General features: G+C 55.2%; 24 protein-coding genes. 9 read left to right on the top strand and 15 right to left on the bottom strand.

Translation table 11 applies throughout. The features are described from left to right. Window positions 1-202 precede the first annotated feature (202 nt). From C0560_RS05975 to cspE, 7 genes are all read left to right on the top strand, one after another. Entirely contained in the window at window positions 203-604 is a 402-nt protein-coding gene (locus tag C0560_RS05975) for a hypothetical protein (RefSeq protein ID WP_248859823.1), read from the top strand. 55 nt (window positions 605-659) lie between these two features. Next, complete coding sequence (locus tag C0560_RS05980) at window positions 660-971, top strand: copper-binding protein (RefSeq protein WP_248859824.1); 312 nt, start codon at window positions 660-662, stop codon at window positions 969-971. An 11-nt stretch (window positions 972-982) separates the two neighbouring features. After that, the gene (locus tag C0560_RS05985; protein ID WP_248859825.1) at window positions 983-2,239 is read left to right on the top strand and encodes a TolC family protein; all 1,257 of its coding nucleotides are present in this window, start codon (window positions 983-985) and stop codon (window positions 2,237-2,239) included. Further along, entirely contained in the window at window positions 2,236-3,441 is a 1,206-nt protein-coding gene (locus tag C0560_RS05990; protein WP_248859826.1) for an efflux RND transporter periplasmic adaptor subunit, read from the top strand. The genes C0560_RS05985 and C0560_RS05990 overlap by 4 nt, the downstream gene beginning before the upstream one ends. Further along, entirely contained in the window at window positions 3,438-6,542 is a 3,105-nt protein-coding gene (locus C0560_RS05995) for an efflux RND transporter permease subunit (RefSeq protein WP_248859827.1), read from the top strand. Before C0560_RS05990 ends, C0560_RS05995 begins: the two co-directional genes overlap by 4 nt. A gap of 193 nt (window positions 6,543-6,735) precedes the next feature. Then, window positions 6,736-7,281, top strand: a complete 546-nt coding sequence (gene pagP / locus C0560_RS06000; RefSeq protein ID WP_100777236.1) for a lipid IV(A) palmitoyltransferase PagP — start codon at window positions 6,736-6,738, stop codon at window positions 7,279-7,281. Between the two features lie 190 nt (window positions 7,282-7,471). Continuing rightward, the gene (gene cspE / locus C0560_RS06005) at window positions 7,472-7,681 is read left to right on the top strand and encodes a transcription antiterminator/RNA stability regulator CspE (protein ID WP_000034826.1); all 210 of its coding nucleotides are present in this window, start codon (window positions 7,472-7,474) and stop codon (window positions 7,679-7,681) included. A gap of 223 nt (window positions 7,682-7,904) precedes the next feature. Here cspE and crcB read toward each other — a convergent pair whose 3' ends face one another. Beyond that, on the bottom strand, window positions 7,905-8,288 hold the full coding sequence (crcB, locus tag C0560_RS06010; protein WP_100777235.1) for a fluoride efflux transporter CrcB: 384 nt from the start codon (window positions 8,286-8,288) through the stop codon (window positions 7,905-7,907). A 66-nt stretch (window positions 8,289-8,354) separates the two neighbouring features. Here crcB and C0560_RS06015 point away from each other — a divergent pair, with 66 nt between their 5' ends. Both C0560_RS06015 and tatE read left to right on the top strand, forming a co-directional pair. Continuing rightward, entirely contained in the window at window positions 8,355-9,143 is a 789-nt protein-coding gene (locus C0560_RS06015; protein ID WP_248859828.1) for a deaminated glutathione amidase, read from the top strand. A 127-nt stretch (window positions 9,144-9,270) separates the two neighbouring features. Beyond that, window positions 9,271-9,474, top strand: coding sequence for a twin-arginine translocase subunit TatE (gene tatE, locus C0560_RS06020; protein ID WP_100777233.1), 204 nt, complete (start codon window positions 9,271-9,273; stop codon window positions 9,472-9,474). Between the two features lie 81 nt (window positions 9,475-9,555). On the opposite strand, the gene lipA is transcribed toward tatE, so the two are convergent. From lipA to leuS, 14 genes are all read right to left on the bottom strand, one after another. Further along, the gene (gene lipA, locus C0560_RS06025) at window positions 9,556-10,521 is read right to left on the bottom strand and encodes a lipoyl synthase (protein ID WP_102104176.1); all 966 of its coding nucleotides are present in this window, start codon (window positions 10,519-10,521) and stop codon (window positions 9,556-9,558) included. Window positions 10,522-10,727: 206 nt separating this feature from the next. Further along, entirely contained in the window at window positions 10,728-11,681 is a 954-nt protein-coding gene (locus C0560_RS06030; RefSeq protein WP_102104175.1) for a YbeF family transcriptional regulator, read from the bottom strand. A gap of 299 nt (window positions 11,682-11,980) precedes the next feature. Next, the gene (gene lipB / locus C0560_RS06035; protein WP_123429272.1) at window positions 11,981-12,622 is read right to left on the bottom strand and encodes a lipoyl(octanoyl) transferase LipB; all 642 of its coding nucleotides are present in this window, start codon (window positions 12,620-12,622) and stop codon (window positions 11,981-11,983) included. 97 nt (window positions 12,623-12,719) lie between these two features. Beyond that, entirely contained in the window at window positions 12,720-12,983 is a 264-nt protein-coding gene (gene ybeD / locus C0560_RS06040; protein ID WP_095281214.1) for a DUF493 family protein YbeD, read from the bottom strand. A 108-nt stretch (window positions 12,984-13,091) separates the two neighbouring features. Beyond that, complete coding sequence (dacA, locus tag C0560_RS06045) at window positions 13,092-14,303, bottom strand: D-alanyl-D-alanine carboxypeptidase DacA (protein ID WP_095281215.1); 1,212 nt, start codon at window positions 14,301-14,303, stop codon at window positions 13,092-13,094. A 139-nt stretch (window positions 14,304-14,442) separates the two neighbouring features. Further along, entirely contained in the window at window positions 14,443-15,543 is a 1,101-nt protein-coding gene (gene rlpA / locus C0560_RS06050) for an endolytic peptidoglycan transglycosylase RlpA (RefSeq protein ID WP_248859830.1), read from the bottom strand. 16 nt (window positions 15,544-15,559) lie between these two features. Then, complete coding sequence (gene mrdB / locus C0560_RS06055) at window positions 15,560-16,672, bottom strand: peptidoglycan glycosyltransferase MrdB (protein ID WP_100777228.1); 1,113 nt, start codon at window positions 16,670-16,672, stop codon at window positions 15,560-15,562. 2 nt (window positions 16,673-16,674) lie between these two features. Next, window positions 16,675-18,576, bottom strand: coding sequence for a peptidoglycan DD-transpeptidase MrdA (gene mrdA, locus C0560_RS06060; RefSeq protein ID WP_100777227.1), 1,902 nt, complete (start codon window positions 18,574-18,576; stop codon window positions 16,675-16,677). Between the two features lie 28 nt (window positions 18,577-18,604). Continuing rightward, window positions 18,605-19,072: a 23S rRNA (pseudouridine(1915)-N(3))-methyltransferase RlmH gene (rlmH, locus tag C0560_RS06065; protein WP_248859831.1), complete on the bottom strand. Its 468-nt coding sequence runs from the start codon at window positions 19,070-19,072 to the stop codon at window positions 18,605-18,607. A 3-nt stretch (window positions 19,073-19,075) separates the two neighbouring features. Next, window positions 19,076-19,393 carry a ribosome silencing factor gene (rsfS, locus tag C0560_RS06070; protein ID WP_100777226.1) on the bottom strand — a complete coding sequence of 106 codons (318 nt, stop codon included), beginning with the start codon at window positions 19,391-19,393 and terminating at the stop codon, window positions 19,076-19,078. Window positions 19,394-19,661: 268 nt separating this feature from the next. Continuing rightward, window positions 19,662-20,327, bottom strand: coding sequence for a nicotinate-nucleotide adenylyltransferase (nadD, locus tag C0560_RS06075; RefSeq protein WP_142503630.1), 666 nt, complete (start codon window positions 20,325-20,327; stop codon window positions 19,662-19,664). Continuing rightward, window positions 20,320-21,351, bottom strand: coding sequence for a DNA polymerase III subunit delta (gene holA, locus C0560_RS06080; protein WP_129034476.1), 1,032 nt, complete (start codon window positions 21,349-21,351; stop codon window positions 20,320-20,322). Before holA ends, nadD begins: the two co-directional genes overlap by 8 nt. Next, entirely contained in the window at window positions 21,351-21,920 is a 570-nt protein-coding gene (gene lptE, locus C0560_RS06085; protein WP_102104171.1) for an LPS assembly lipoprotein LptE, read from the bottom strand. Before lptE ends, holA begins: the two co-directional genes overlap by 1 nt. 14 nt (window positions 21,921-21,934) lie before the next feature. Next, window positions 21,935-24,517 (bottom strand): leucine--tRNA ligase, encoded by a 2,583-nt coding sequence (leuS, locus tag C0560_RS06090; RefSeq protein WP_142503629.1) that lies wholly within the window; start codon window positions 24,515-24,517, stop codon window positions 21,935-21,937. Between the last annotated feature and the right edge of the window lie 118 nt (window positions 24,518-24,635).

Here is a 24,635-nt window from a genome sequence, read left to right on the forward strand (position 1 = left end):
CCACCACTACGTCATTTGTGTCACCACACTATTGACCGTAGCTATGATTATTATATGTCATTAAAATGATAATTAATTGTTGTGATATTTAGAGGGTTTTATCCGTGAAAGGATTAAGAACGTAAAACTATTTAAAATAGCTTTAATTTCAACACGCGCTGTTCTTATACTCGGCTTCCTTTTGCCACCCGACGACGCGAATATGCATGCCAGCTGGAGTTACCGCCTGCGCTTTCTGAAAAAACATCTGCTGATGGTTTTGTTCGCGTTCGGCTGGCTGCTGATTCAGAGCCAGGTCGCGGTTGCGTCCCATGATTGCTCCCTGAGCCCGCGCGGCGAAAGCGCCATGATCCAGCATATGGACATGATGACCACGCCGCTTCATCACGAGCTCAGCAACATTTCGCCTCTGTGTGAAAAACACTGCGTTCCGGATCAGGCGCAAAAAGATCCCGGGCAGACGCAAGTGGTCGCGCTTCCTGCGACCATGACTATCAGCTTAAACACCCCTTCATGCAGCGACGTTTCGCCGTCCGCATGGTCACTCACCCCTCCCGCAGCGGGGCCGCCGGCAACGATCCGTTTTTGCCGGTTCCGGGAATAGCTCTCTGTTAATTCGTTGAATTTATTTTTCTTTTACGATTAACAGGAGTTTTATCATGCGTGCAATTTTTGTCTCTGCGCTTACGGGCGTGCTGTTCTCCCTTATCTCTCTTTACGTTCAGGCCACCGATCCGTCACCTGCTGCCCAACACTGGCAAGGCCAGGGCGTGGTTCAGCAGATCGCGCCACCCCAAATCATCCTCCAGCATCAGGCCATTCCTGAACTGCAGTGGCCCGCGATGACCATGCCGTTTGTGCTGGCGAAAAATGTGGATACCGCTTCGCTGAAGTCCGGCGATCGCGTCACCTTTACGCTCGAACGCGCGGGTGATGGCTTCCAGATTATCTCCCTGACGCCGCTGCGCTAAGGGAGGTGACCATGAAATATCAGACACTGAGCCTGTGGCTCGGTGGGGTGCTGCTCGGCTTTTTAAGCCCAGCGGTTCAGGCCCAGTCCTGGACGCTCGCGCAAACCCTGACCGAAGCCCAGCGCTATTCTGCGGAGCTTTCTGCCAGCCGCAACGAAGCGCAGGCGCTGGATATGATGGCGGATTCCGCCACTCAGCTGCCCGACCCTAAACTCAAATTCGGCATCGAAAACGTGCCGGTGCAGGGGAGTAATGACCAGCGGTTTACCCGCGAAGGGATGACGATGCAGCGTATTGGCATCATGCAAAGCTACGTGAGTGCGGAAAAGCGGGAGCGTAAATCGCAAACGTTACAGGCCCAGGCGCGGGGTGTGGAGGCGAAGTCCGAGGCCATTCGCGCCGCGCTCCAGCGTGATACGGCGCAGGCGTGGCTCGATCTTGCGTTATCAAAGCAGGCACTCACAACCGCCAAAAATCTGGTGAATGAAACCGAGCGTCAGCAGGGGGTGCAAAAGGCCAGCGTCGGCGCAGGAAGTGCATCGCCCGACAGCGTGCTCTCGCTGCAGATGACCCTGAGCGCGATGCGCGACAAAGTGACGCTCGCGAGCCGGGATGTTCAGCTGGCGCAAAGCCGCCTGTTCCAGCTCACCGGGCAAGCTATTACCGATGTGCAAGGCCCGCTGCCGCGCTATCAACGTTTACCTGCCGACGAAAAGACGCTGGAGGAGGCGATTGTGCGGCATCCGGAAGTGGAGGCCGCGCAGCGCGAATCGGAAACGGCAAAAGCCCGCTCGGCCCAGTCGGCGATAGCGGCGATCCCCGACGTCGATGTGGAGGTGTTCTACGCTCATCGCGCCGAAGGGTATGACGATATGGCGGGCGTGATGTTTACCGTCGATCTGCCGCTCTTCCAGTCGCGCCGACAGGACAAGGACTATGCCGCCGAGGTGTCGCGATCGATGCAGGCCGTGGATCAGCTGACGTTGATTCAGCGAGAGCATGTCGCGCAGGTGCAGTCGCTGGTGGCGCAATACCAGGCCGCGCAGACCCTGTGGCAGCGCCAGCGCGATGACCTCCTGCCGCTCCAGCATCAACGGCTGGCGGTGCTGGCCGCACAGTACCGTTCCGGGCAGTCGGAACTCCCGGCGCTCCTTGAGGCACGTCGCAGCGTGCTCGACACCGAACTGGCTGCCAACCAGGCTGAGCGCGAGATGGCGCGGACCTGGGCGGCAATTCAATGGCTGATCCCGCAGGACATCACACAATGAAAATACTGACGTTAAGCGCAACCGCACTGGCCGTTCTGCTGGCTGCGGGCGGCGGCTATTACGCGGGGCAGCGCACGATGCATGCCGCTCCCGACGAGGCAAAACCGGCTGAGCGCAAAGTGCTCTACTGGTACGACCCGATGATGCCGGGCCAGCGTTTCGATAAGCCCGGGAAATCGCCTTTCATGGATATGGATCTGGTGCCGCGTTACGCCGACGAAGAGAAAGCGGCAACGGGCGTGGGGATCAGTGCCGAGCAACAGCAAAACCTCGGAATGAAAACGGGCAAAGCGCAGAAGCGCGCGCTGGCGCAGCCTTTCTCGGCCTATGCGACGGTCTCGACTAATGAACGCAGCCTGACAATTTATCCGGCACCCGCAGCGGGCGTGATCGCAAAACTCTACGTGCGTGCGCAGCAGCAGCAGGTCAAAGCCGGTGAACCGCTGGCAGAGATCTGGGTTCCCCAGTGGACAACGGCGCAGCAGGAGTATCTGGCCGTACGTCAGCTCGGGGACGCGACGCTCACCCGCGCGGCGCGGGAGCGGCTGGCGCTGCAGTTTATGCCGGAAGAGACTATTCGCGCCGTCGAGCGCAGCGGGAAACCGCAAACCCGATTAACCCTGCGCGCCGACCGCGCCGGGTATGTCGTCAAGCTGGACGCGCGGGAAGGGGCGCAGGTGGCGGCTACCGCACCGTTATTTGAGATCGCCGCGCTGGATACGGTCTGGCTGGTTGTGGATTATCCGCAAACCCAGGCGCAATCCCTGACGGTCGGCAGCGAAATGAGTGCCACGTCCGAAAGCTGGCCGGGCGAGCGTTTTCACGGCACCGTCAGCGAACTGCTGCCGCAAATGGAAGCGACCACGCGCACGCTTCAGGCGCGAATCGTACTGGAAAACCCAGGCAATAAACTGAAGCCGGGTATGTTCCTGAATATTTCTCGCGCAGAGCAAACGCGCGGCGCTGCGGTGCTTGCTGTCCCGGAAGAGGCGGTGATTAACAGCGGTGAATCGCAGCGTGTTTTACTGGCAACGGGCGATGGCTATTTCCGCCCGGTTAAGGTGACAACGGGAATGACGGCTGAAGGCTGGACCGAAATCACCTCCGGCGTGCAGGAGGGCGATACCGTGGTGACCTCCGGGCAATTCCTGATCGACTCGGAAGCGAGCCTGCGCAGCGCGCTGCCGGAGGTGACGCCATGATCGCCGCCGTCATTCGTGCTTCATTACGCAACCGGCTGCTGGTGATCCTCGCAGCCGCGATCATGGCTGGCTGGGGCTGGTGGGCGGTCCAGCGCGCGCCGCTGGACGCACTGCCGGATCTCTCGGACGTGCAGGTGATCGTCAAAGCCAGCTATCCAGGCAAAGCGCCGCAGGTCATTGAGGATCAGGTGACCTGGCCGCTCACCACTTCGATGCTCTCCGTGCCGGGGGCCAAAACCGTGCGCGGTTTTTCAATGTTTGGCGATGCCTATGTCTATGTGCTGTTCGAAGATGGCACCGATCTGTACTGGGCGCGCTCAAGGGTGCTGGAGTATCTGAGCCAAGTGCAGTCGCAATTCCCGGCGGGGGTGAAAGTCTCTCTTGGGCCGGATGCGACAGGGGTCGGCTGGATTTATGAATATGCGCTGATTGACCGCACCGGCAAGCACAGCCTCGCCGATTTGCGGGCGCTGCAGGACTGGACCTTAAAGTTTGAGCTTAAAACCGTGCCGAACGTCTCGGAAGTCGCCAGCATCGGCGGCATGGTGCGTCAGTATCAAATAGTGGCCTCGCCCGAAAAAATGCGTGCGCTGAATATCACTCACGGTCAGCTGGTGAGTGCTATTCAGGCGGCGAATAAGGAGAGCGGCGGCGCGCTGCTGGAGATGGGGGAGGCGGAATACATGGTGCGTACCACCGGTTATCTGCGCTCGCTGGACGATTTCCGCAATGTGGTGCTCACGTCGCGTGACGGCAAACCGGTGCTGCTCAGCGATATCGCGACGGTGAGCTACGGGCCTGAAATCCGTCGCGGAGTGGCGGAGTTGAACGGTGAAGGCGAAGTGGCGGGCGGCGTGGTGGTGATGCGCTACGGGCAAAATGCGCTGGAAACTATTCATGCGGTGAAAGATAAACTCCAGGCGCTGCAAAAAACGCTGCCGGAAGGGGTGGAGATTGTGCCGGTTTACGATCGCTCAACGCTGATTGAAGAGTCGGTCAAAACCCTGACCCATAAACTGCTGGAAGAGTTTGCGGTCGTGGTGCTGGTGTGCGCGTTATTCCTCTTCCATTTCCGCTCGGCGCTGGTGGCAATCGTCTCGTTACCCTTAGGGATTCTGGGGGCGTTCGTGGTGATGCACTACCAGGGCATCAACGCCAATATTATGTCGCTGGGGGGGATTGCGATTGCGATTGGCGCGATGGTCGATGCGGCGATTGTGATGATTGAAAACATGCACAAAGTGCTGGAGCATTGGCGACACGATCATCCGGATCAGGAGCCTACCTCCGGCGATTACTGGCATCTGGCCGAGCGGGCGGCGGTCGAAGTGGGACCGGCGCTGTTTTGCAGCCTGCTGATTATTACGCTGTCGTTCATTCCGGTCTTTTCCCTCGAAGCGCAAGAGGGACGGATGTTCTCGCCGCTGGCTTTCACCAAAACCTGGTCGATGGCGGTGGCGGCTGGGCTTGGGATCACGCTGGTTCCGGTGCTGATGGGCTATTTCATTCGCGGCAAAATCCCGGATGAAAAGGCCAACCCAATAAACCGCTTTTTGATTCGGCTGTATGAGCCGCTGCTCGATCACGTTCTGCGCTTTCCCAAAACAACCCTGGCGCTGGCGCTGGTGCTTTTACTGGTGACGCTGTGGCCACTCAGTCGGCTGGGCAGCGAGTTTATGCCGCCGCTCAATGAGGGGGATCTGCTGTATATGCCGTCGACGCTGCCGGGCATTTCGGCGCGCGAGGCCAGTCGTCTGTTGCAGCAAACGGATCGGTTGATCAAGAGCGTTCCGGAAGTTGCGAGCGTGTTTGGTAAAGCCGGACGGGCGGACACGGCAACGGACCCGGCGCCGCTGACGATGATTGAGACCACGATCCACTTTAAGCCGCGCGACCAGTGGCGGCCTGGCATGACGCCTGAAAAACTGGTGGAGGAGCTGGATAAAACCGTTTCGGTCCCTGGTATTGCCAACGTCTGGGTGCCGCCGATTCGTAACCGTCTGGACATGCTGGCGACGGGGATCAAGAGTCCGGTGGGGATTAAGGTGAACGGCAACAATATTGCCGATATCGAACGCGTCGCCGGGCAAATTGAGTCGATTGTGAAACAGGTACCGGGCGTGACGTCTGCGCTGGCGGAGCGGCTGGCGGGCGGGCGCTATGTCGATATTCGTATCGACCGGCAAAAAGCGGCGCGCTACGGTGTCTCCGTTGATGAGCTGCAGAGTATGGTCTCGACGCTGGTGGGCGGCGACAACATCGGAGAGGTGATTCATGGGCGCGAGCGCTATCCCATCAACGTGCGCTATCCTCGCGATCTGCGGGATAACGTCGATAAGCTGCGGGTTCTGCCAGTGGTGACGGCGAATGGCAGCCAGATCGCGCTGGGGGAGCTGGCGGATATCCAGGTCACAGAAGGGCCGCCGATGCTGAAAAGCGAAAATGCACGGCTCTCAAACTGGATTTATGTCGACCTGCGCGGGCGGGATTTGAAGTCCGCTGTTGAAGAGATGCAGCAGCGCGTCGCCGAACAGGTCACATTGCCGCAGGGTGTTTCTCTGTCGTGGTCCGGGCAATTTGAATATCTGGAACGCGCCACGGAAAAACTGAAACTGGTGCTTCCGGTTACGTTGATGATTATCTTTATTTTGTTGTGGCTGACGTTTAAGCGAATCGCGGATGTCTTATTAATAATGGGGACTTTGCCGTTTGCACTTATAGGCGGCGTATGGCTGTTGTGGCTGCTGGGATATAATCTTTCCGTCGCGGGTGCTGTCGGATTTATAGCCCTCGCCGGGGTGGCTGCGGAATTCGGCGTTATTATGGTGCTGTATCTCAATCAGGCTCTGGATAAATATCCTGAGGGGGGGAACACGCAACTGATGCGTGCGATTCATGAAGGTGCAGTGCTACGCGTGCGGCCAAAAGTGATGACGGTTGCCACGATCATGGCGGGCTTGCTGCCCATCATGTGGGGCGGCGGAAGCGGCTCTGAGGTGATGCAGCGCATTGCGGCACCGATGATCGGCGGTATGGTCACAGCACCCTTATTATCCATGCTGGTTATTCCTGCTTTGTATAAATTGTTACATAAGCGTTAATTAATCTTTGCGCCCCGATTATTTCGGGGCGTTTTGTTGTTATTCACCAGGAACATTCCCACTTTTGAAAGTAAATAATTCGGATTAAGGGCGATGTTATTCAGTCTTCATTTAATTAATATTTGTTAAAATCGCCCCGAATACGAAAAATGGTAATTTCATTGTGACGATAAGAAATAATATTTTCCTGGTTATGTTGTTTGTTTTTGCTCAGCTCACCTTATCGGCGTCGGCGATGGCAGATGAGAAAGCGGCGGATAAAGGATGGTTCTCAACCTTCACCGACAACGTAGCGCAGACCTGGAACGAACCTGAGCATTATGACCTGTATGTTCCGGCAATCACCTGGCACGCCCGTTTTGCCTACGACAAAGAGAAAACGGATCGTTACAACGAACGCCCGTGGGGTGCTGGTTTTGGTCAATCCCGCTGGGATGATAAAGGCAACTGGCACGGCCTGTACCTGATGGCGTTTAAAGACTCCTATAACAAATGGGAGCCGATTGGTGGTTACGGTTGGGAGAAGACCTGGCGTCCGCTGGCGGATGACAATTTCCACATGGGCCTGGGGTACACGGCGGGCTTTACGGCGCGTGATAACTGGAAATACATCCCGATACCCGTACTGCTGCCGCTGGCGTCTATCGGCTACGGTCCGGCCACATTCCAGATGACCTATATTCCGGGTACCTACAACAACGGGAACGTTTACTTCGCCTGGATGCGCTTCCAGTTTTAACTGAAAAAAACCTGTCGATTGGCTGAAAAATGCACGCTTTTTGAATCGTAAAGAACAAACAGCCAGTCGATAAAATTAACGCGACTTTTGTCACTTTTTAACAAAGAACCGCTGGACAAAACGGCCCACAATTGTTGTACTGATACCCGACACAGCATTTGTGTCCATTTTTCATGTAAAGGTAATTTTGATGTCTAAGATTAAAGGTAACGTTAAGTGGTTTAATGAGTCCAAAGGATTCGGTTTCATTACTCCGGAAGATGGCAGCAAAGACGTGTTCGTACACTTCTCTGCAATCCAGACTAATGGTTTCAAAACCCTGGCTGAAGGCCAGCGCGTTGAGTTCGAAATCACTAACGGTGCCAAAGGTCCTTCTGCTGCTAACGTAACTGCTCTGTAATTCGAGCCGTTCAGCAAGAACTCCAAAACCCGCTCATTGAGCGGGTTTTTTTTGTGCTTTTTTTAGAGCTAAAACAGATACATTTTCAGAAAGCTGGCGACGATAAGTACGCTCAGTAACATCATGCCTGCGCTCATCACTTTTTCTTTCATCTCATCACCCCTGGTCGATTTATCGACAAGCGTGACAGAGAAAAATTAAGCTAACATTAATATGCCGGTGATTAATGCGCGCTGGCGGCAGAAAATAACCAAAATGCGAGTGCGGTCATCGCAAACGAGCCGAGCATGTTGACGGCAATGTTTGTCAGTGCCCAGCCAAAACGCCCGTCCTGGAGCAGAAATACCACTTCAGCCGAGAAGGTGGAAAAGGTCGTTAACCCGCCGCAAAAACCGGTAGTGATCAATAATTTCCACATCGGATCGATGTGCGTCATGCGGTTAAACCACGCTAATCCCATACCAATGATAAACGCGCCGATCAGGTTCGCGGTGAGTGTACCCATCGGAATGGCCTGATGCATGGGGTTAAAGCGCATGCTGAGAAACCATCGCGCAACGCTGCCCGTGCCGCCGCCAATAAATACGGCTAAAAGGAGTTGTAACACTGTCAATTCCTGCTATTGAATGAGTCAAAGTATTGAGTGTATCGCTAAGTGAAGCAGGGGGAAAATATGTATGTTGCGGTTGGGCAGTTCGCGGTTAGCCCATTCTGGGAGGAAAACGCCCGTCAATGTGTCGCACTGATGGCACAAGCGGCGCGCCAGGGAGCCGCGCTGCTGGTTCTCCCGGAGGCGCTTCTGGCACGTCATGATCAGGACCCGGACCTTTCGGTAAAGTCGGCCCAGCCCCTGGACGGCGGCTTTTTACAGCTGCTGCTGGATGAGAGCCAGCGCAACCAGCTCACCACGGTGCTGACGGTGCATGTCCCGACGACCGAGGGCAGGGCAGCCAATACTCTGGTCGTACTGCGCGAGGGGAAAATCATCGCGAATTACGCCAAGCTCCATCTCTATGATGCCTTTACTGTTCAGGAATCCCGCCTGGTTGATCCCGGCAGCCAGATCCCACCGCTGATAAACGTCGAGGGCATCAAGTTGGGGCTGATGACCTGCTACGATATACGCTTCCCGGAGATGGCGCTGAACTTGGCGCTGGCCGGGGCGGAAGTCTTGGTGTTGCCGGCCGCGTGGGTCAGAGGGCCACTCAAAGAGCATCACTGGGCGACGTTATTAACCGCACGTGCGCTGGACACCACCTGCTACATCGTTGCCGCCGGTGAGTGCGGTAATAAGAATATCGGCCAGAGCCGGATTGTTGATCCCCTGGGCGTGACGATTGCGGCAGCGGGTGAAGCGCCTGGCCTCTTCATGGCCGAGATCGATCCTGAGCGAATCGCGCAGGCACGGCGGCAATTACCGGTTCTGACCAACCGACGGTTTGCGCCACCGCAATTAATGTGATGTTTTTTTCATCAAAGCTTGATTCACCTTGTTACAGATTGCTATTGTGTGCGCGCGTCGAATGTCCGTTAATAACATCAGGTTTTCTGGCGCTGTTTGCAGCCTGTTTTAAGTGAAGAAGGTATCTATGGGTGAGATTAGTATTACTAAACTGCTGGTGGTTGCGGCGCTGGTCGTCCTGCTGTTTGGTACCAAGAAGTTACGTACTCTGGGCGGAGACCTGGGTACAGCCATTAAAGGCTTCAAAAAAGCGATGAACGATGACGACACCACTGCTAAGAAAACGGCAGAGGGCGACGTCCCGGCTGAGAAGCTGTCGCACAAAGAGTAATGGCACTGTCCTTCCAGTTCTCTGGAAAGAAAAAAACCGGCGTAATAGCCGGTTTTTTTATGGGTGAAGTGTAATAAATTATTACTTCACTTCTTCGCCTTTCGCCTGCATATCCGCATGGTAGGAAGAGCGAACGAATGGACCACAAGCCGCGTGGGTAAAGCCCATCGCCATCGCTTCGGCTTTCATTTCATCGAACTCATCCGGGCTGACGTAGCGCTGTACCGGCAGGTGATGACGGCTAGGCTGCAGATACTGGCCCAGGGTCAGCATCGTCACGCCATGGCGGCGCAGATCGCGCATTACTTCGATAATTTCGGCATTGGTTTCGCCCAGACCGACCATCAAACCAGATTTGGTTGGAATGTGCGGATGCGCTTCTTTAAAGCGTTCCAGCAGCTTCAGTGACCAGTTGTAGTCTGCGCCCGGACGGACCTGACGGTAAACGCGCGGCACGTTTTCCAGGTTGTGGTTGAACACATCCGGTGGCGTGGCGGTGAGAATATCCAGCGCGCGATCCATACGACCACGGAAATCGGGCACCAGCGTTTCAATCTTAATGTTCGGGCTTTTCTCACGGATGGCGGTGATGCAATCTGCAAAGTGCTGCGCACCGCCGTCGCGGAGATCGTCACGGTCAACGGAGGTAATCACCACGTAGCGCAATGCCATGTCGGCAATGGTCTGAGCCAGCTTCAGCGGCTCATTGGCGTCAGGGGCGACCGGGCGACCGTGTGCCACGTCGCAGAACGGGCAGCGACGGGTGCAAATCGCGCCCAGAATCATGAAGGTGGCCGTACCGTGGTTGAAACATTCCGCAAGGTTCGGGCAAGACGCTTCTTCACAGACAGAGTGAAGGCCGTTCTTACGCATCGCCGCTTTGATACCCTGAATGCGTGACGAGTCAGCCGGAAGTTTGATTTTCATCCATTCCGGTTTTCTTAACAGCGCTTCGCGCTCCGTAACCACGTTTTTAACCGGGATAAGGGCCATTTTATCGGCGTCGCGGTACTTAACACCGCGTTCCATCACAATGGGTTTACTCATAGCGTGCGTGTTCCAGTTGCGAAATTCGAGGGAAAGCGTTTCAATTCAAGGGAATGTTGTATTTATCAACTATTTTTGAACGAACGACAGGCAGTATATCATTGATAAGGGCGATAAAGCAGCCTGTGAGGTCGCCAAATTGTAAAATAGTTGTTGTTTTGTGCCCTTTGTCCCCTGCGGGGCAGGGGCTAGCGCTGGAAGGGGCTTTAAAACGCCTGACGGATAATGTTAATCACGTTTTCCAGAACCGGGTCGCGCAGGCTCAGTTTATTGTAATGCAGCGCAATCTCAATAGATTCAGCATTTAGCGGCGCGTAGGGGATCTGTTCCAGCGGCCAGCACTGGCGCAGCAGGGTATAAAGGCGCGAAGGCATAATGGTGATCATGTCGCTGTTGCCCACCAGCGCCGCAATCGTAAACATATTGTAACTGCTGAAGTTCACCAGGCGATCTGGGAAAAGTTCGTTAACGCGCTGGTGCAGCTGATTTAAGTTGTGCCCGTCATTCATGAACAGGGCGTACTCATACTCACGCAGATTTTCAGCCGTTGCCGTCTGGCTGAGGGCCGGATGATTTTTGCGACACACCAGCAGCAGCCCGTCGGCGTAAAGCACGCTGTGGGCCAGCGATCGTGCGCCAAAAGCATTGCTGTCGATAATCAGGTCAGTCTGGAACTGTGCGAGCTGGGTTTCCGTGTCGTTAACCGGAATATTGCGCAGCATCAGCTGAGGGGCTTCACGCTTAACCGCCTGATAGATAATCGGCAAGACCATCGCGCCGACGGAAGGCGACGTGCCTATCGTAATGGTGCGTTGTTTGTCATAGCTGCCAGTGAGATCCAGTGCACCGAGAATCGACTCCAGCCCCTGGCTGATGTACTCGTGAAGGTGCGTGGCGTAAGCGGTAGGGGTGACACCCTGGCCTTTACGAATAAACAGCGGGTCAGGAAATATAGCGCGCAATTTCTGAATTGACTGGCTAATTGCTGAGGGGGTGAGATTAAGAATTTTCGCAGCATTAACGATACCCTTATGGACATATACGGCCTCAAAGATCGTCAATAAATTGAGGTCAATATTACGTAAAGTCCTAAAAACTTGCGGCTTGTCCTGACCGCCTGGCTCATTCAGTCGTTTAGCCGGTAAATTATTATAATCCACGCTGTCACTCCGTATTCATTCACAATATGAATGATAGTTGAATTTATATATTGTGCTTGTAGTGATTGGTAAAGTATTTTGTGGATGTCAATTGTTTAGGGAAATCAACTAACTGTGTAATTTTCAATCAAATGAAGGCCAGTTCGCAAGGTGGTATTCACGTACTGAAATTAAACGCAGCAAAATATGTGAACCTGCTCAAGCGCTTCGAAAATATAGAAACTATGGATTATTGTAAAGCGTAAATGCGGTAAATACGCGAAGGTCCATAAAATAAATGGACCATCATGTATAATATATTAAGCGGGAATATATTCGTGTGGTGGATTGTTTAGCAGCGCTAAAAGATTACTTACCAGCGTCGGGCGAATAATATCTGGGGTGACATTTTCTACCCATTGGTGCATTTGGGTCATTTCCATTCCCGCATAACCACACGGATTGATGCGCAGGAAAGGCGAAAGATCCATATTGATATTGAGCGCTAGGCCGTGGAATGAGCAGCCCTTGCGGATGCGCAACCCGAGCGAACAGATCTTCATCTCCCCGACATACACCCCCGGCGCATCGGCACGCGGATGGGCATCGATGCCGTATTCTGCCAGCGTATCCACTACGGTTTGCTCCAGCAGCGTGACCAGTTCGCGTACCCCGAGTTTGCGGCGTTTCAGATTCAGCAGGACATACATCACTTGCTGACCTGGTCCGTGGTAGGTCACTTGCCCGCCGCGATCGCTTTGAATAACCGGGATATCACCGGGAACCAGCACATGCTCTGCTTTACCTGCCTGCCCCTGGGTGAAAACCGGCAGGTGCTCGACCAGCCAGATCTCATCGGGCGTGTTGTCATCGCGTGAGTCAGTGAAATCATGCATAGCCTGAGAGACAGGCTCATAAGGTTGCAGCCCGAGATGGCGGACAAGAATTTTATCCTGATACAAAACAGCAACTCCGGGGGAGGTAGCGAGAAAAGGGTGTGGGGAGTATATCACAGAGAGGGGAGCGGGTTACCCGGCAAAGCGGGTAACCACGAGGGGACTACAGCACCATACGGACGATTTCGATATTGCCGAGCTCTTCGTACAGGGTTTCGACCTGCTCAATATGCGTGGCAGTAATGGTGATGGAAACCGAGTGGTAGTTGCCCTTGCTGCTTGGTTTTACCGTCGGAGAGTAGTCACCCGGCGCATGGCGCTGTACCACTTCAACCACCTGGTCAACCAGCTCCGGCAACGCCTGACCCATTACTTTGTAAGTAAACGGGGTAGGGAATTCAAGCAGTTCGTTAAGTTTGGTTTTCATGTCAGCTCCGGCATTACATCAAAAAAATAATAACTCCCACGTGCGGGTGGGAGTTATCAGGATACCTAGTATATGGGGATCAAAATCACACTTTCAAGTGTTCAATTTTTAACCAAACCAGTGATGGAACATCAATTTAATGTAATCAATGATTTTGCCGAAGAAATTGCCTTCAGGAATTTCATCCAGCACCACCAGCGGACGCTGATCGATGGTTTTACCGTCGAGCTGGAAGTTAATGGTTCCCACCACCTGGTTCTTCTGCAGCGGCGCGTGAAGTTCGCTGGTGTTCAGCACGTAGCTGGCTTTCAGGTCTTTCATGCGACCACGAGGAATGGTCAGGTACAGATCTTTATCTACGCCCAGGGATGCGCGGTCGTTGTCGCCAAACCACACTGGCTCTGACGCAAACTCTTTACCGGCTTTCAGTGGATTCACGGTTTCGAAGAAACGGAAGCCCCAGGTCAGCAGTTTTTTACTTTCCGTCTCACGGCCTTTAAAGGTACGACCGCCCATTACCGCAGAGATCAGACGCATCTGGCCTTCAGTCGCGGAGGCCACCAGGTTGTAGCCCGCTTTATCCGTATGACCGGTTTTGATGCCGTCGACGTTCAGGCTGTTATCCCACAGCAGACCGTTACGGTTGGTCTGGCGGATACCGTTAAAGGTGAACTCTTTTTCTTTATAGATGGTGTATTCGTTCGGCACGTCACGAATCAGCGCCTGGCCAATCAGCGCCATATCACGTGCGGAGCTGTACTGACCATCTGCGTCCAGGCCATGTACGGTCTGGAAGTGGCTGTTTTTCAGGCCCAGCGCGGAAACGTAGCTGTTCATCAGGCCAACAAAGGCGTCCTGGCTACCGGCGGCGAAATCGGCCATGGCCACACAGGCGTCGTTACCGGACTGCAGGTTAATGCCACGGATCAGCTGAGAAACGGGCACCTGCATCCCCGGTTTCAGGAACATCAGGGAAGAGCCTTTAAACACCGGGTTACCGGTCGCCCAGGCATCGTTACCCACGGTGACCAGGTCAGTCTCTTTGAATTTACCCGCTTTCATCGCCTGGCCGATGACGTAGCTGGTCATCATTTTGGTCAGGCTCGCAGGGTCACGGCGCGAATCAGCGTTCTGTTCTGCCAGCACTTTGCCGGAGTTGTAGTCGATCAGGATGTAGGATTCCGCGTCAATTTGCGGAACGCCAGGGATCATGGTCTTGATATTCAGGTCATCGGCGTGAGCGGCTGAAAGAGCGGCTGCGCAAAGGGCCGTGGTCAGCGCCATGCGCTGCAAGAATCGAGCGGAGAGAGTGGTCTTCATGGTCAGAACTACGACATCCGTGATGGAATTAAAAAAAGTGCCTTACTATAGCAAATGCTATACAGGCAGGCATCCGACTTTCAGCATGAGATTGTGAACGTTGGTTACACAAACTGACAATTCGGATACCGCCGATTCATTACTTCGCAACAGCGATAAACGACTGTAACTGCGCTTCGTTTTGCAGACGCTGCTGCAACGACGCGGCCTGCGATTTGCTGGCAAACGGCCCCATCTGGATACGCCAGACGGCACCGTTTTGCTCAACGCGGCCAGGTACGCCAAATTTCTGGCTCAGCTGCTGCTGATACTGCTGCGCACGCGCTTGATCGCTTACCGCACCGACCTGAACCACAAAATTGCCGCTGGCAGAGGTCGCCGCTGGCGGCGTCACCGCAGCAGGCGCGGTCACGGGCGCTGGCTGAGTGACAGGTGTGGCCGCAACGGGGGCTGGCGTTGGTTCACTGCCTTCCAGCACGCCGGAGGCCAGCGGTGTCGCTGCGCCCAGGAAACCGCTGCTGCTCACCGGTGCACCGGTGGAGTCGTCACTTTTCAGCGTATCGTTGCTGATGGCGCGCACATTATCCGGTGGCGTGGTGTCTTGCGGCAGGGAAGAGGCGCTCCCCATTCCACCGTTCAAATCCGGACGAGCGGGCAGGGCATAGGTCTGTTTGGCGACGGTCGTACACACGGTTCCTGGGCCAGACAGCGTTCCGTCCTGGGCCAAGATAATCGGATCGATGCGGACTTTAGTATTGTTGGAGGTATTCAGACGATCCGCTGCCGCGCGGGAGAGCGAAATCACGCGATCGTTACCGTAAGGGCCACGGTCATTAATGCGCACCACAATCATGCGGCCATTCGCCAGGTTGGTGACGCGCACATAGCTTGGGATGGGCAGCGTCGGGTGCGCGGCAGTGATCTGCGCCGGGTCGAAGGTCTCGCCAGAGGCAGTCAGGTTGCTGCCTGGCTCCGCGTCATAGATGGCGGCAAAACCGGCCTGACTGAAACGGGACGGGTCCTGAACGATCTTATAGCTCTTGCCGTCGCGTTCGTAATTCTGATTGGCGCCCGCGTTCAGCGGCTCATAAATCGGATCCGCGCCACTGATTTCAACAACCGGACCGTTACAGACCGCAGGCTGCGGCGGCGCGATGGTTGCCTGTTGCTGACCATCATCACTTGAACAAGCTGCAAGTAAACTTGCTGCGATGCAGATACCCAGCCACTGCTTACGCATGGCGATCCCCTTATTTTTATACGCTTTTGGACAACATTTTTCTGTGGGTATGGATAGACATCACTATCCCAAACCCGGCCATCAACACGATCAGTGCCGAGCCTCCGTAACTCACCAGCGGTAATGGCACGCCTACAACCGGCAGAATCCCACTCACCATACCAATATTTACGAAGACATAAACGAATAAAATCAGCATCAAACCGCCTGCCATGACGCGACCAAAGGTGGTCTGCGCGCGCGCGGCGATCCACAGTCCACGCATGATCAGCAGGAGGTACAGGGCCAGCAAAATCAAAATACCGACCAGGCCAAGCTCTTCCGCCAGAACGGCGAAAATAAAGTCCGTATGGCGTTCCGGCAAGAACTCCAGCTGTGACTGTGTTCCGTGCAGCCAGCCTTTACCGCGCAAACCACCCGAGCCAATTGCAATCTTAGACTGAATAATATGATAGCCCGCGCCCAGCGGATCGGTTTCCGGATCGAGCAACATCATGACGCGCTGACGTTGATAGTCATGCATCAGGAAGAACCAGAGTATCGGGATAAAGGCGGCCACCAGCACCACCGCGATACCGATTAATCGCCAGCTCAAGCCGGACAGGAACAGCACGAACAGGCCGGACAGCGCCACCAGAATCGACGTTCCCAGATCGGGCTGCGCCGCAACCAGCAGGGTCGGCAGGAAGATCAGCACCAGCGCGATGGCGGTATTTTTCAGCGACGGCGGACAGACGTCACGGTTGATAAAGCGTGCGACCATCAGCGGAACGGCGATTTTCGCAATCTCGGAGGGCTGGAAACGCACAATCCCGAGATCGAGCCAGCGCTGCGCACCTTTCGAAATCGCCCCAAATGCATCCACGGCGATTAGCAAAATAATACAGATAAAATAGAGGTAGGGCGCCCAGCCTTCATAGACGCGCGGCGGGATTTGCGCCATCACCACCATGATCACCAGACCCATCGCGATCTGGCCAATCTTGCGCTCCATCATGCCAATATCCTGGCCGCTGGCGCTCCAGATAACGAGGGCGCTGTAGGTCAGCAATGCCAGCAGGATCAGCAGCATGGCCGGGTCGATGTGGATTTTGTCCCACAGCGATTTCTTATTTGGATTATCCGTCATGATTATTGGTCCTCCGCCGCAGAGGCGGCTGGGGTTTCAGCCGGCAGGTCGGTGTTGTTGTCGCCCAGCATAATGTGGTCGAGGATCTGGCGCATAATCGTACCTACCGCCGGACCAGCGCCGCCGTTTTCGAGAATAATCGCTACCGCCACCTGCGGCTTATCATATGGCGCAAATGCGGTCATGAGTTTATGGTCACGCAGACGTTCAGCGATTTTATGCGCATTATAGGTTTCGTTGGCTTTCAGGCCGAAGACCTGTGCGGTACCGGATTTCGCCGCCACTTTATACGGTGCGCCCGCAAAATACTTATGCGCGGTACCGTTTGGACGGTTGGCGACGCCGTACATCCCATCTTTGGCGATTTCCCAGAAGCCGGAGTGGATATCACCCACCGGTGCTTCATGGGGCTGCGACCATGGAACCTGTTTGCCATCTTCGACGGTGCTCATCAGCAGGTGCGGTACTTTCACCACGCCGTCGTTGATGAGGATCATCATGGCTTTGTTCATCTGGATTGGCGTGGCGGTCCAGTAACCCTGGCCGATACCGACCGGAATGGTGTCGCCTTGATACCACGGCTTTTTAAAGCGTTTCAGCTTCCACTCGCGGGTTGGCATGTTGCCTGAACGCTCTTCCGAGAGATCCACGCCCGTGTAGTGGCCGTAGCCAAATTTGCTCATCCACTCCGAGAGGCGGTCAATCCCCATGTCGTAGGCGACCTGATAGAAGAAGGTATCCGCCGACTCTTCCAGTGATTTGGTGACATTCAGGTGGCCGTGGCCCCATTTTTTCCAGTCACGATAGCGTTTTTCTGAGCCAGGCAGCTGCCACCAGCCGGGGTCAAACAGGCTGGTATTGCGGTTGATTACGCCGGCGCTCAGGGCGGAGACGGCAACATACGGTTTAACCGTAGATGCGGGCGGATAGACGCCCTGGGTGGCGCGGTTCACCAGCGGGGTGTTCGGATCGTTCAACAGGCCGGAATAGTCTTTGCTGGAGATGCCATCGACGAACAGGTTCGGATCGTAGCTTGGCATAGATACCAGCGCCAGAATGCCGCCGGTACGCGGATCGGTGACCACCACCGCCGCACGGCTGCCTGCCAGCAGGGTTTCGATATACTGCTGGAGCTTAAGATCCAGCGTCAGATAGACGTCGTGACCGGCTTGCGGCGGCACCTCTTTCAGCTGGCGGATCACGCGGCCACGGTTGTTTACTTCAACCTCTTCGTAGCCCGTTTGTCCATGCAGCACGTCTTCATAGAAGCGCTCAATGCCAAGCTTACCGATATCATGGGTAGCGGCGTAGTTTGCCAGTTTGCCGTCTTTGTCGAGACGATCGACGTCTTTATCGTTAATTTTGGAAACGTAGCCAATGACGTGAGTCAGCGCGGAGCCGTAGGGGTAGAATCGACGCTTATAGCCTTTGACCTCAACGCCGGGGAAGCGGTACTGGTTCACCGCAAAGCGGGCGACCTGGACTTCCGTCAGATTGGTTTTCACGGCGATGGAGGTAAAGCGGTGCGAACGCGAACGCTCTTTTTTGAAGGCGGCGATATCGTCATCCGTGAGATCGACCACGCCTTTCAGCGCATCCAGCGTGTCCTGCACGTTATCGACTTTTTCCGGCATCATCTCGATTTGGTAGATGGTGCGGTTTAACGCCAGCGGCGTGCCGTTACGGTCGTAGATAATGCCGCGACTCGGTGCGATGGGCACCAGTTTGATGCGGTTTTCGTTGGAGCGCGTTTGATAATCGGTGAAGCGGACGATTTGCAGATTGTAGAGGTTGGCGACGAGTACGCCAGACAGCAGCAAAATCCCGGTAAAAGCGACCAGCGCCCGGCGCACAAACAGCGCGGACTCAGCCGAATAGTCGCGAAAAGAATTCTGTAGTTTCATCCGCTGCTTAATTTGCCCTGGTCAATCATTACTCACGGTGATAAGGGTGGTTGGTAGTAATGCTCCACGCGCGATAGAGGCTTTCTGCGACCAGCACCCGAACAAGCGGGTGGGGCAGCGTCAGCGCGGAGAGGGACCAACTTTGTTCTGCGGCCGCTTTGCAGGCGGGGGACAACCCTTCCGGACCGCCAATCAATAGACTGACGTCGCGGCCATCCTGCTTCCAGCGCTCCAGTTCGAGCGCCAGCTGCGGCGTATCCCAGGGTTTGCCTGGGATATCGAGGGTTACAATGCGGTTCTTGCCAGCCGCTGCCAGCATTAACTCACCCTCTTTTTCGAGAATACGTTTGATCTCCGCGTTCTTGCCGCGCTTTCCTGCTGGGATCTCCACCAGTTCGAACGGCATGTCTTTGGGAAAACGGCGCAGATATTCAGTAAAACCCGTCTGTACCCAGTCCGGCATTTTCGTGCCGACGGCTACCAGTTGCAACTTCACGCATTAACCCCAGAGTTTTTCCAGCTCATACAGACGACGGCTCTCTTCCTGCATGACGTGGACGATCACATCGCCAAGGTCCACAACAACCCAGTCAGCAATGGCTTCGCCTTCTACGCCCAGCGGCATCAGGCCAGCTGCACGCGATTCCTGAACCACATGATCGGCAATAGAAGCAACATGACGTGTGGATGTGCCGGTGCAAATGATCATGCAGTCGGTGATACTGGATTTACCTTGAACGTCGATAGTGATGATGTCCTGACCTTTCAGGTCATCAATTTTGTCGATAACAAAATCCTGGAGTTCTTTACCCTGCAAGTTTTCCCCCTGGTGAGTGAAGTTGAGCAACGATTAAATGGATAGCCTGGCAGTATACCTTAACTGGCGGCTGTGTCGGGACAAATGTCACCTGACGGACTTTTAAAGGCGGGTATCATCCCATCCCCGGCCTGACAATGCATCGCCATTTTTGTAAAACAATTTCTATTTGGCAACGACTGGCAGGAAGTCAGGCTGCGGAGGATATCAGCCTGAAGAGGGCTGTCAATGGCGCGGCGGTGAATAACGCGAATTTTCGCGCTTCCCCTCATTCATCTGCGCTTTTCTGATACAACCCGTGTTGATGGATATAGTTGAGCACTGGCGCGGGCAGCATATCGTCGCAGGATAAATCCTGCTGAAGCCGTTCGCGAATCAGGGTGGCGGAGATATCAAACCACGGCGTCTCGGCCAGATAAATTTTACCGGCAGGCAGGGTATGCAGATCTTCCACATCGTTCGTCAGATGGGTGTCCAGCCAGGCCTGATGCTGCTCTTCCTTCATGGTCAGCGGATAACCTGGACGGCGGCAGACGATAAGATGGCTGTTTTGCAGAATGGTTTCATATTGATGCCAGGAGGGGAAATTGAGCAAAGAGTCCTGACCGATGATAAATCCCAGCGGTTGCGTCGGGCCGCGCTCAGCGCGCCACTCCTGCAACGTTTGCGAAGTATATGACGGCGTATCCCGGCGCAGTTCGCGCTCATCAAGTTGAAACAGCGGCTTATCGGCGATGGCCAGCGCCAGCATCTCTTTACGCTGTTCACTGGTCGCTTCAGGCTGCGGGCGGTGCGGGGGAACATTATTCGGCATGATGATCACGCGCTGCAGGCCAATCAGATTCGCCAGAATTTCGACCGGCTTCAGATGCCCATAATGGACCGGGTCGAAGGTGCCGCCATACAACGCCTGTAAAGAACTCATATCAACCATCAATAAAGACGTCTGCCAGCGCCTTATGGCACAGCAGAAGGGAAAGACTTTCCAGCTCCGCCCAGACCGACTGACCGTAATCCTGCTTCAGCGTCAGTTCGGCGCGTGTCAGCAGATGCACCGCCTGACGAAGCTGCTCGGCGCTGAGGCGATTAACTGCCTCTGTGGTCATGGCGCGGCGGTTTTGCCAGACGCGATGTTTATCGAACAGGGCGCGCAGCGGCATGTTGGCCGACTGGCGTTTCAGGGTGTTGAGCAATAACAGTTCACGCTGCAGCGTACGCAGCAAAATCACCGGCTCACTGCCTTCGAGCCGCAGCTGCTGCAAAATGTGCAGTGCGCGTTTGCTCTTGGCCGCCAGCAACGCATCGACCCAGTGGAAAGGGGTGAAGTGCGCCGCATCGTTCACCGCCTGTTCAACACGCGGTAACGTCAGTTTGCCGTCCGGCCACAGCAGTGACAGGCGATCCAGCGCCTGCGCCAGCGCCAGCAGATTGCCTTCATAGCAATAGCACAGCAGCTGATTGGCCGCGTCATCCAGCTGCAAATTGAGCTGCTTCGCCCGGACTGCCACCCACTTCGGCAGCTGCGCCTGTTCAGGGGTTTGGCAGGTCACCTGCACAGAATGGGCCGCGAGCTGGGTAAACCAGGCCGCATTTTCCTGCGCTTTGGTGAGTTTATTCCCGCGAACAATCAGCAGTAAATCGTTGTGCAGCAGGCTGACCAGCGTGGTGAGCTGTTCGTTAATCGCCGCATTCGGGCCATTTTCCGGCAGCTGGACCAAAATCGTCTGGCGCGAGGCAAACAGGCTCATCGCCTGGCACAGGGAAAAGAGTGTCTGCCAGTCGGTGCTGTTGTCTATCTGGAAAGCGTGATGTTCATCGAAGCCCTGAGACGCGGCGACCTGGCGCACGGCATCCTGGCTTTCCTGAAGTAAAAGGGGATCGTTTCCGAGGAGCAGATACGCCGCGCGTAGCCCTTCATTGAGCTGCGCGCGGAGTTGTTCAGGATACAACCGAACCATTAGTTACCCAGCGTTCCGGTAACTTGCGGCGTGGTATCCAGTGGCACAGAGTGTTCCGTGCTGGTGTCTTTTGACGCCATCTGAATGCTTGGCAGTTTACGGATCAGCTGTTCCGCCGCCTTGTCGTACATTTCGTTGATGATAATTTGCTGCTCGGCATCTTTTGCCAGCGCAGTTTGTGGGTTATCAAAGAACGAACGGTAGACTTTGGTACTGATCGGATAAATGTCTTTACCCGGCACCAGCACGGCAGCACTCACCGACATCACCATCTGGTATTCCGCCGTACGGCCATCCTGGAAGATGGACGCCGTGTCTTTGCTCAGCACGGAGCTCAATACACGGAACGATGGAACATCCTGACGCAATGTGCCTTTTTCGATCAGCTCAACGCCGTTAAGACGCAGCTGGTTACGAATGGCGCGGCTCAATGGGCCATTTGGATCCCCGGAATCGAAGATCATCGTTTTCATCTGAGGCGGCACTGCCGTGGTATTGCGCAGATGCCAGCCACAACCTGCGGTGACAAGCACCGCCAGAGATAAGAGTATTGTTGCCAGTTGTCGCACGTTTCCTCCCGCGCTTAGCCAACGACCAGATTCAGCAGTTTACCCGGTACATAGATCACTTTACGTACGGTAACGCCATCAAGGTACTTCGCAACCAGATGTTCCTGGCCTGCGCGTTCACGAACCTGTTCTTCCGTTGCATCGACGGCAACAGTAATTTTACCGCGCACTTTACCGTTAACCTGAACCACCACCAGCGTGGTGTTCTCAACCATAGCGGCTTCATCAGCAACCGGCCACGGTGCGTTATCGATATCGCCTTCACCTTTCAGCTCCTGCCACAGGGTAAAGCTGGCGTGAGGCGTGAACGGGTTCAGCATGCGAACGATAGCCAGAAGCGCTTCACGCATCAAGGCACGATCCTGCTCGCCTTCCTGCGGGGCTCTCGCCAGCTTGTTCATCAGTTCCATAATAGCCGCAATTGCGGTATTGAAGGTCTGACGACGACCAATATCATCGGTCACTTTTGCGATAGTTTTGTGAACATCACGACGCAGCGCCTGCTGATCTTCGCTCAGTGCTGCCACATTCAGTGCCGGAGCCTCACCCTGAGAGGTGTGCTCGTAAACCAGTTTCCAGACGCGTTTCAGGAAGCGGTTCGCGCCTTCAACGCCGGATTCCTGCCACTCCAGAGTCATATCCGCCGGAGACGCAAACATCATGAACAGACGCACGGTATCCGCGCCGTAGCGCTCTACCATGACCTGCGGGTCGATGCCGTTGTTTTTGGACTTCGACATTTTGCTCATGCCGGTATACACCAGCTCATGGCCTGCCGCGTCTTTGGCTTTCACGATACGGCCTTTCTCGTCGCGCTCAACGATGGCGTCAACCGGGGAAACCCAGTTACGCTCGCCGTTTTCGCCGAGATAGTAGAACGCATCTGCCAGAACCATACCCTGACACAGCAGCTGTTTGGCTGGCTCATCAGAGTTCACCAGGCCCGCATCGCGCATCAGTTTGTGGAAGAAGCGGAAGTAGAGCAGGTGCATGATGGCGTGTTCGATACCGCCGATGTAGATGTCTACCGGCAGCCAGTAGTTGGCCGCTTTGGCGTCCAGCATCCCTTCCTGATACTGCGGGCAAGTGTAGCGCGCGTAGTACCAGGACGATTCCATAAAGGTATCGAAGGTGTCGGTTTCACGCAGGGCAGGCTGGCCGTTGACGGTGGTTTTTGCCCACTCAGGATCGGCTTTGATTGGGCTGCTGATCCCATCCATCACCACATCTTCCGGCAGGATCACCGGCAGTTGATCTTCAGGCGTTGGGATAACAGTACCGTCTTCCAGCGTCACCATAGGGATCGGTGCGCCCCAGTAACGCTGACGGGAAACACCCCAGTCGCGCAGACGATAGTTCACTTTACGCTCGCCCACGCCCAGCGCAGCCAGTTTGTCAGCGATAGCGTTGAAGCCCTCTTCGAAGCTCAGGCCGCTAAATTCACCGGAGTTAAACAGAGTGCCTTTTTCAGTCAGCGCCTGCTCGGACAGATCCGGTTCAGAACCGTCGGCGGCCAGGATTACCGGCTTAATAGTCAGGCCGTATTTGGTCGCAAATTCGTAATCGCGCTGATCGTGGCCTGGCACCGCCATCACGGCACCGGTGCCGTATTCCATCAGCACGAAGTTAGCCGCCCAGACCGGGATTGCTTCACCGGTCAGCGGGTGAATGGCGTTAAAGCCCGTCGCGACGCCACGTTTCTCCATGGTCGCCATTTCGGCTTCGGCCACTTTGGTGTTGCGGCATTCGTCGATGAAATCAGCCAGTTCAGGATTGGTCGCCGCCGCCTGCTGTGCCAGCGGGTGACCGGCAGCCACGGCCAGGTAGGTGGACCCCATGAAGGTGTCAGGGCGCGTGGTGTAAACCGTCAGTTTTTGATCGCTGTTCTGCACGTCAAAGGTGATTTCGACGCCTTCAGAACGGCCAATCCAGTTGCGCTGCATGGTTTTAACGGTATCTGGCCAGTGATCCAGAGTATCCAGGTCGCGCAGCAGTTCGTCGGCGTAAGCGGTGATTTTGATAAACCACTGAGGGATCTCTTTACGCTCAACTTTGGTGTCGCAGCGCCAGCAGCAGCCGTCGATAACCTGTTCGTTCGCGAGAACGGTCTGGTCGTTCGGGCACCAGTTAACGGCAGAAGTTTTCTTGTATACCAGGCCTTTTTTATACAGCTCGGTGAAGAATTTTTGCTCCCAGCGGTAGTACTCCGGGGTGCAGGTCGCCAGCTCGCGGCTCCAGTCGTAACCAAAGCCCAGCATTTTGAGCTGGTTTTTCATGTAGGCGATGTTGTCGTAAGTCCACGGCGCAGGAGCCGTGTTGTTTTTGACGGCCGCGCCTTCGGCTGGCAGACCAAACGCATCCCAACCGATGGGCTGCAGCACGTTTTTGCCCAGCATACGCTGGTAGCGTGCAATCACATCACCGATGGTGTAGTTACGCACGTGGCCCATGTGTAGTCGACCAGAAGGATAGGGAAGCATCGACAGGCAGTAATACTTCTCTTTGCTCTCGTCTTCAGTGACTTCAAAGGTACGCTTCTCGTCCCAGTGTTGCTGGACTTTTGATTCTATCTCTTCCGGGCGGTATTGCTCTTGCATGGCAGCCAGTGGTCCTGTTCTCAATACAGCTACAAACGTAGCCAATGGATGTGGTATTTCAGATCCGCATAGCATAGCCCAAACGCCTGCGTCAAAACAGCCTTTCACGCAAATGCGT

Origin of the sequence: Lelliottia sp. AC1, from assembly GCF_023278595.1 — a bacterium.
In the GTDB taxonomy this organism is placed as follows: domain Bacteria; phylum Pseudomonadota; class Gammaproteobacteria; order Enterobacterales; family Enterobacteriaceae; genus Enterobacter; species Enterobacter nimipressuralis.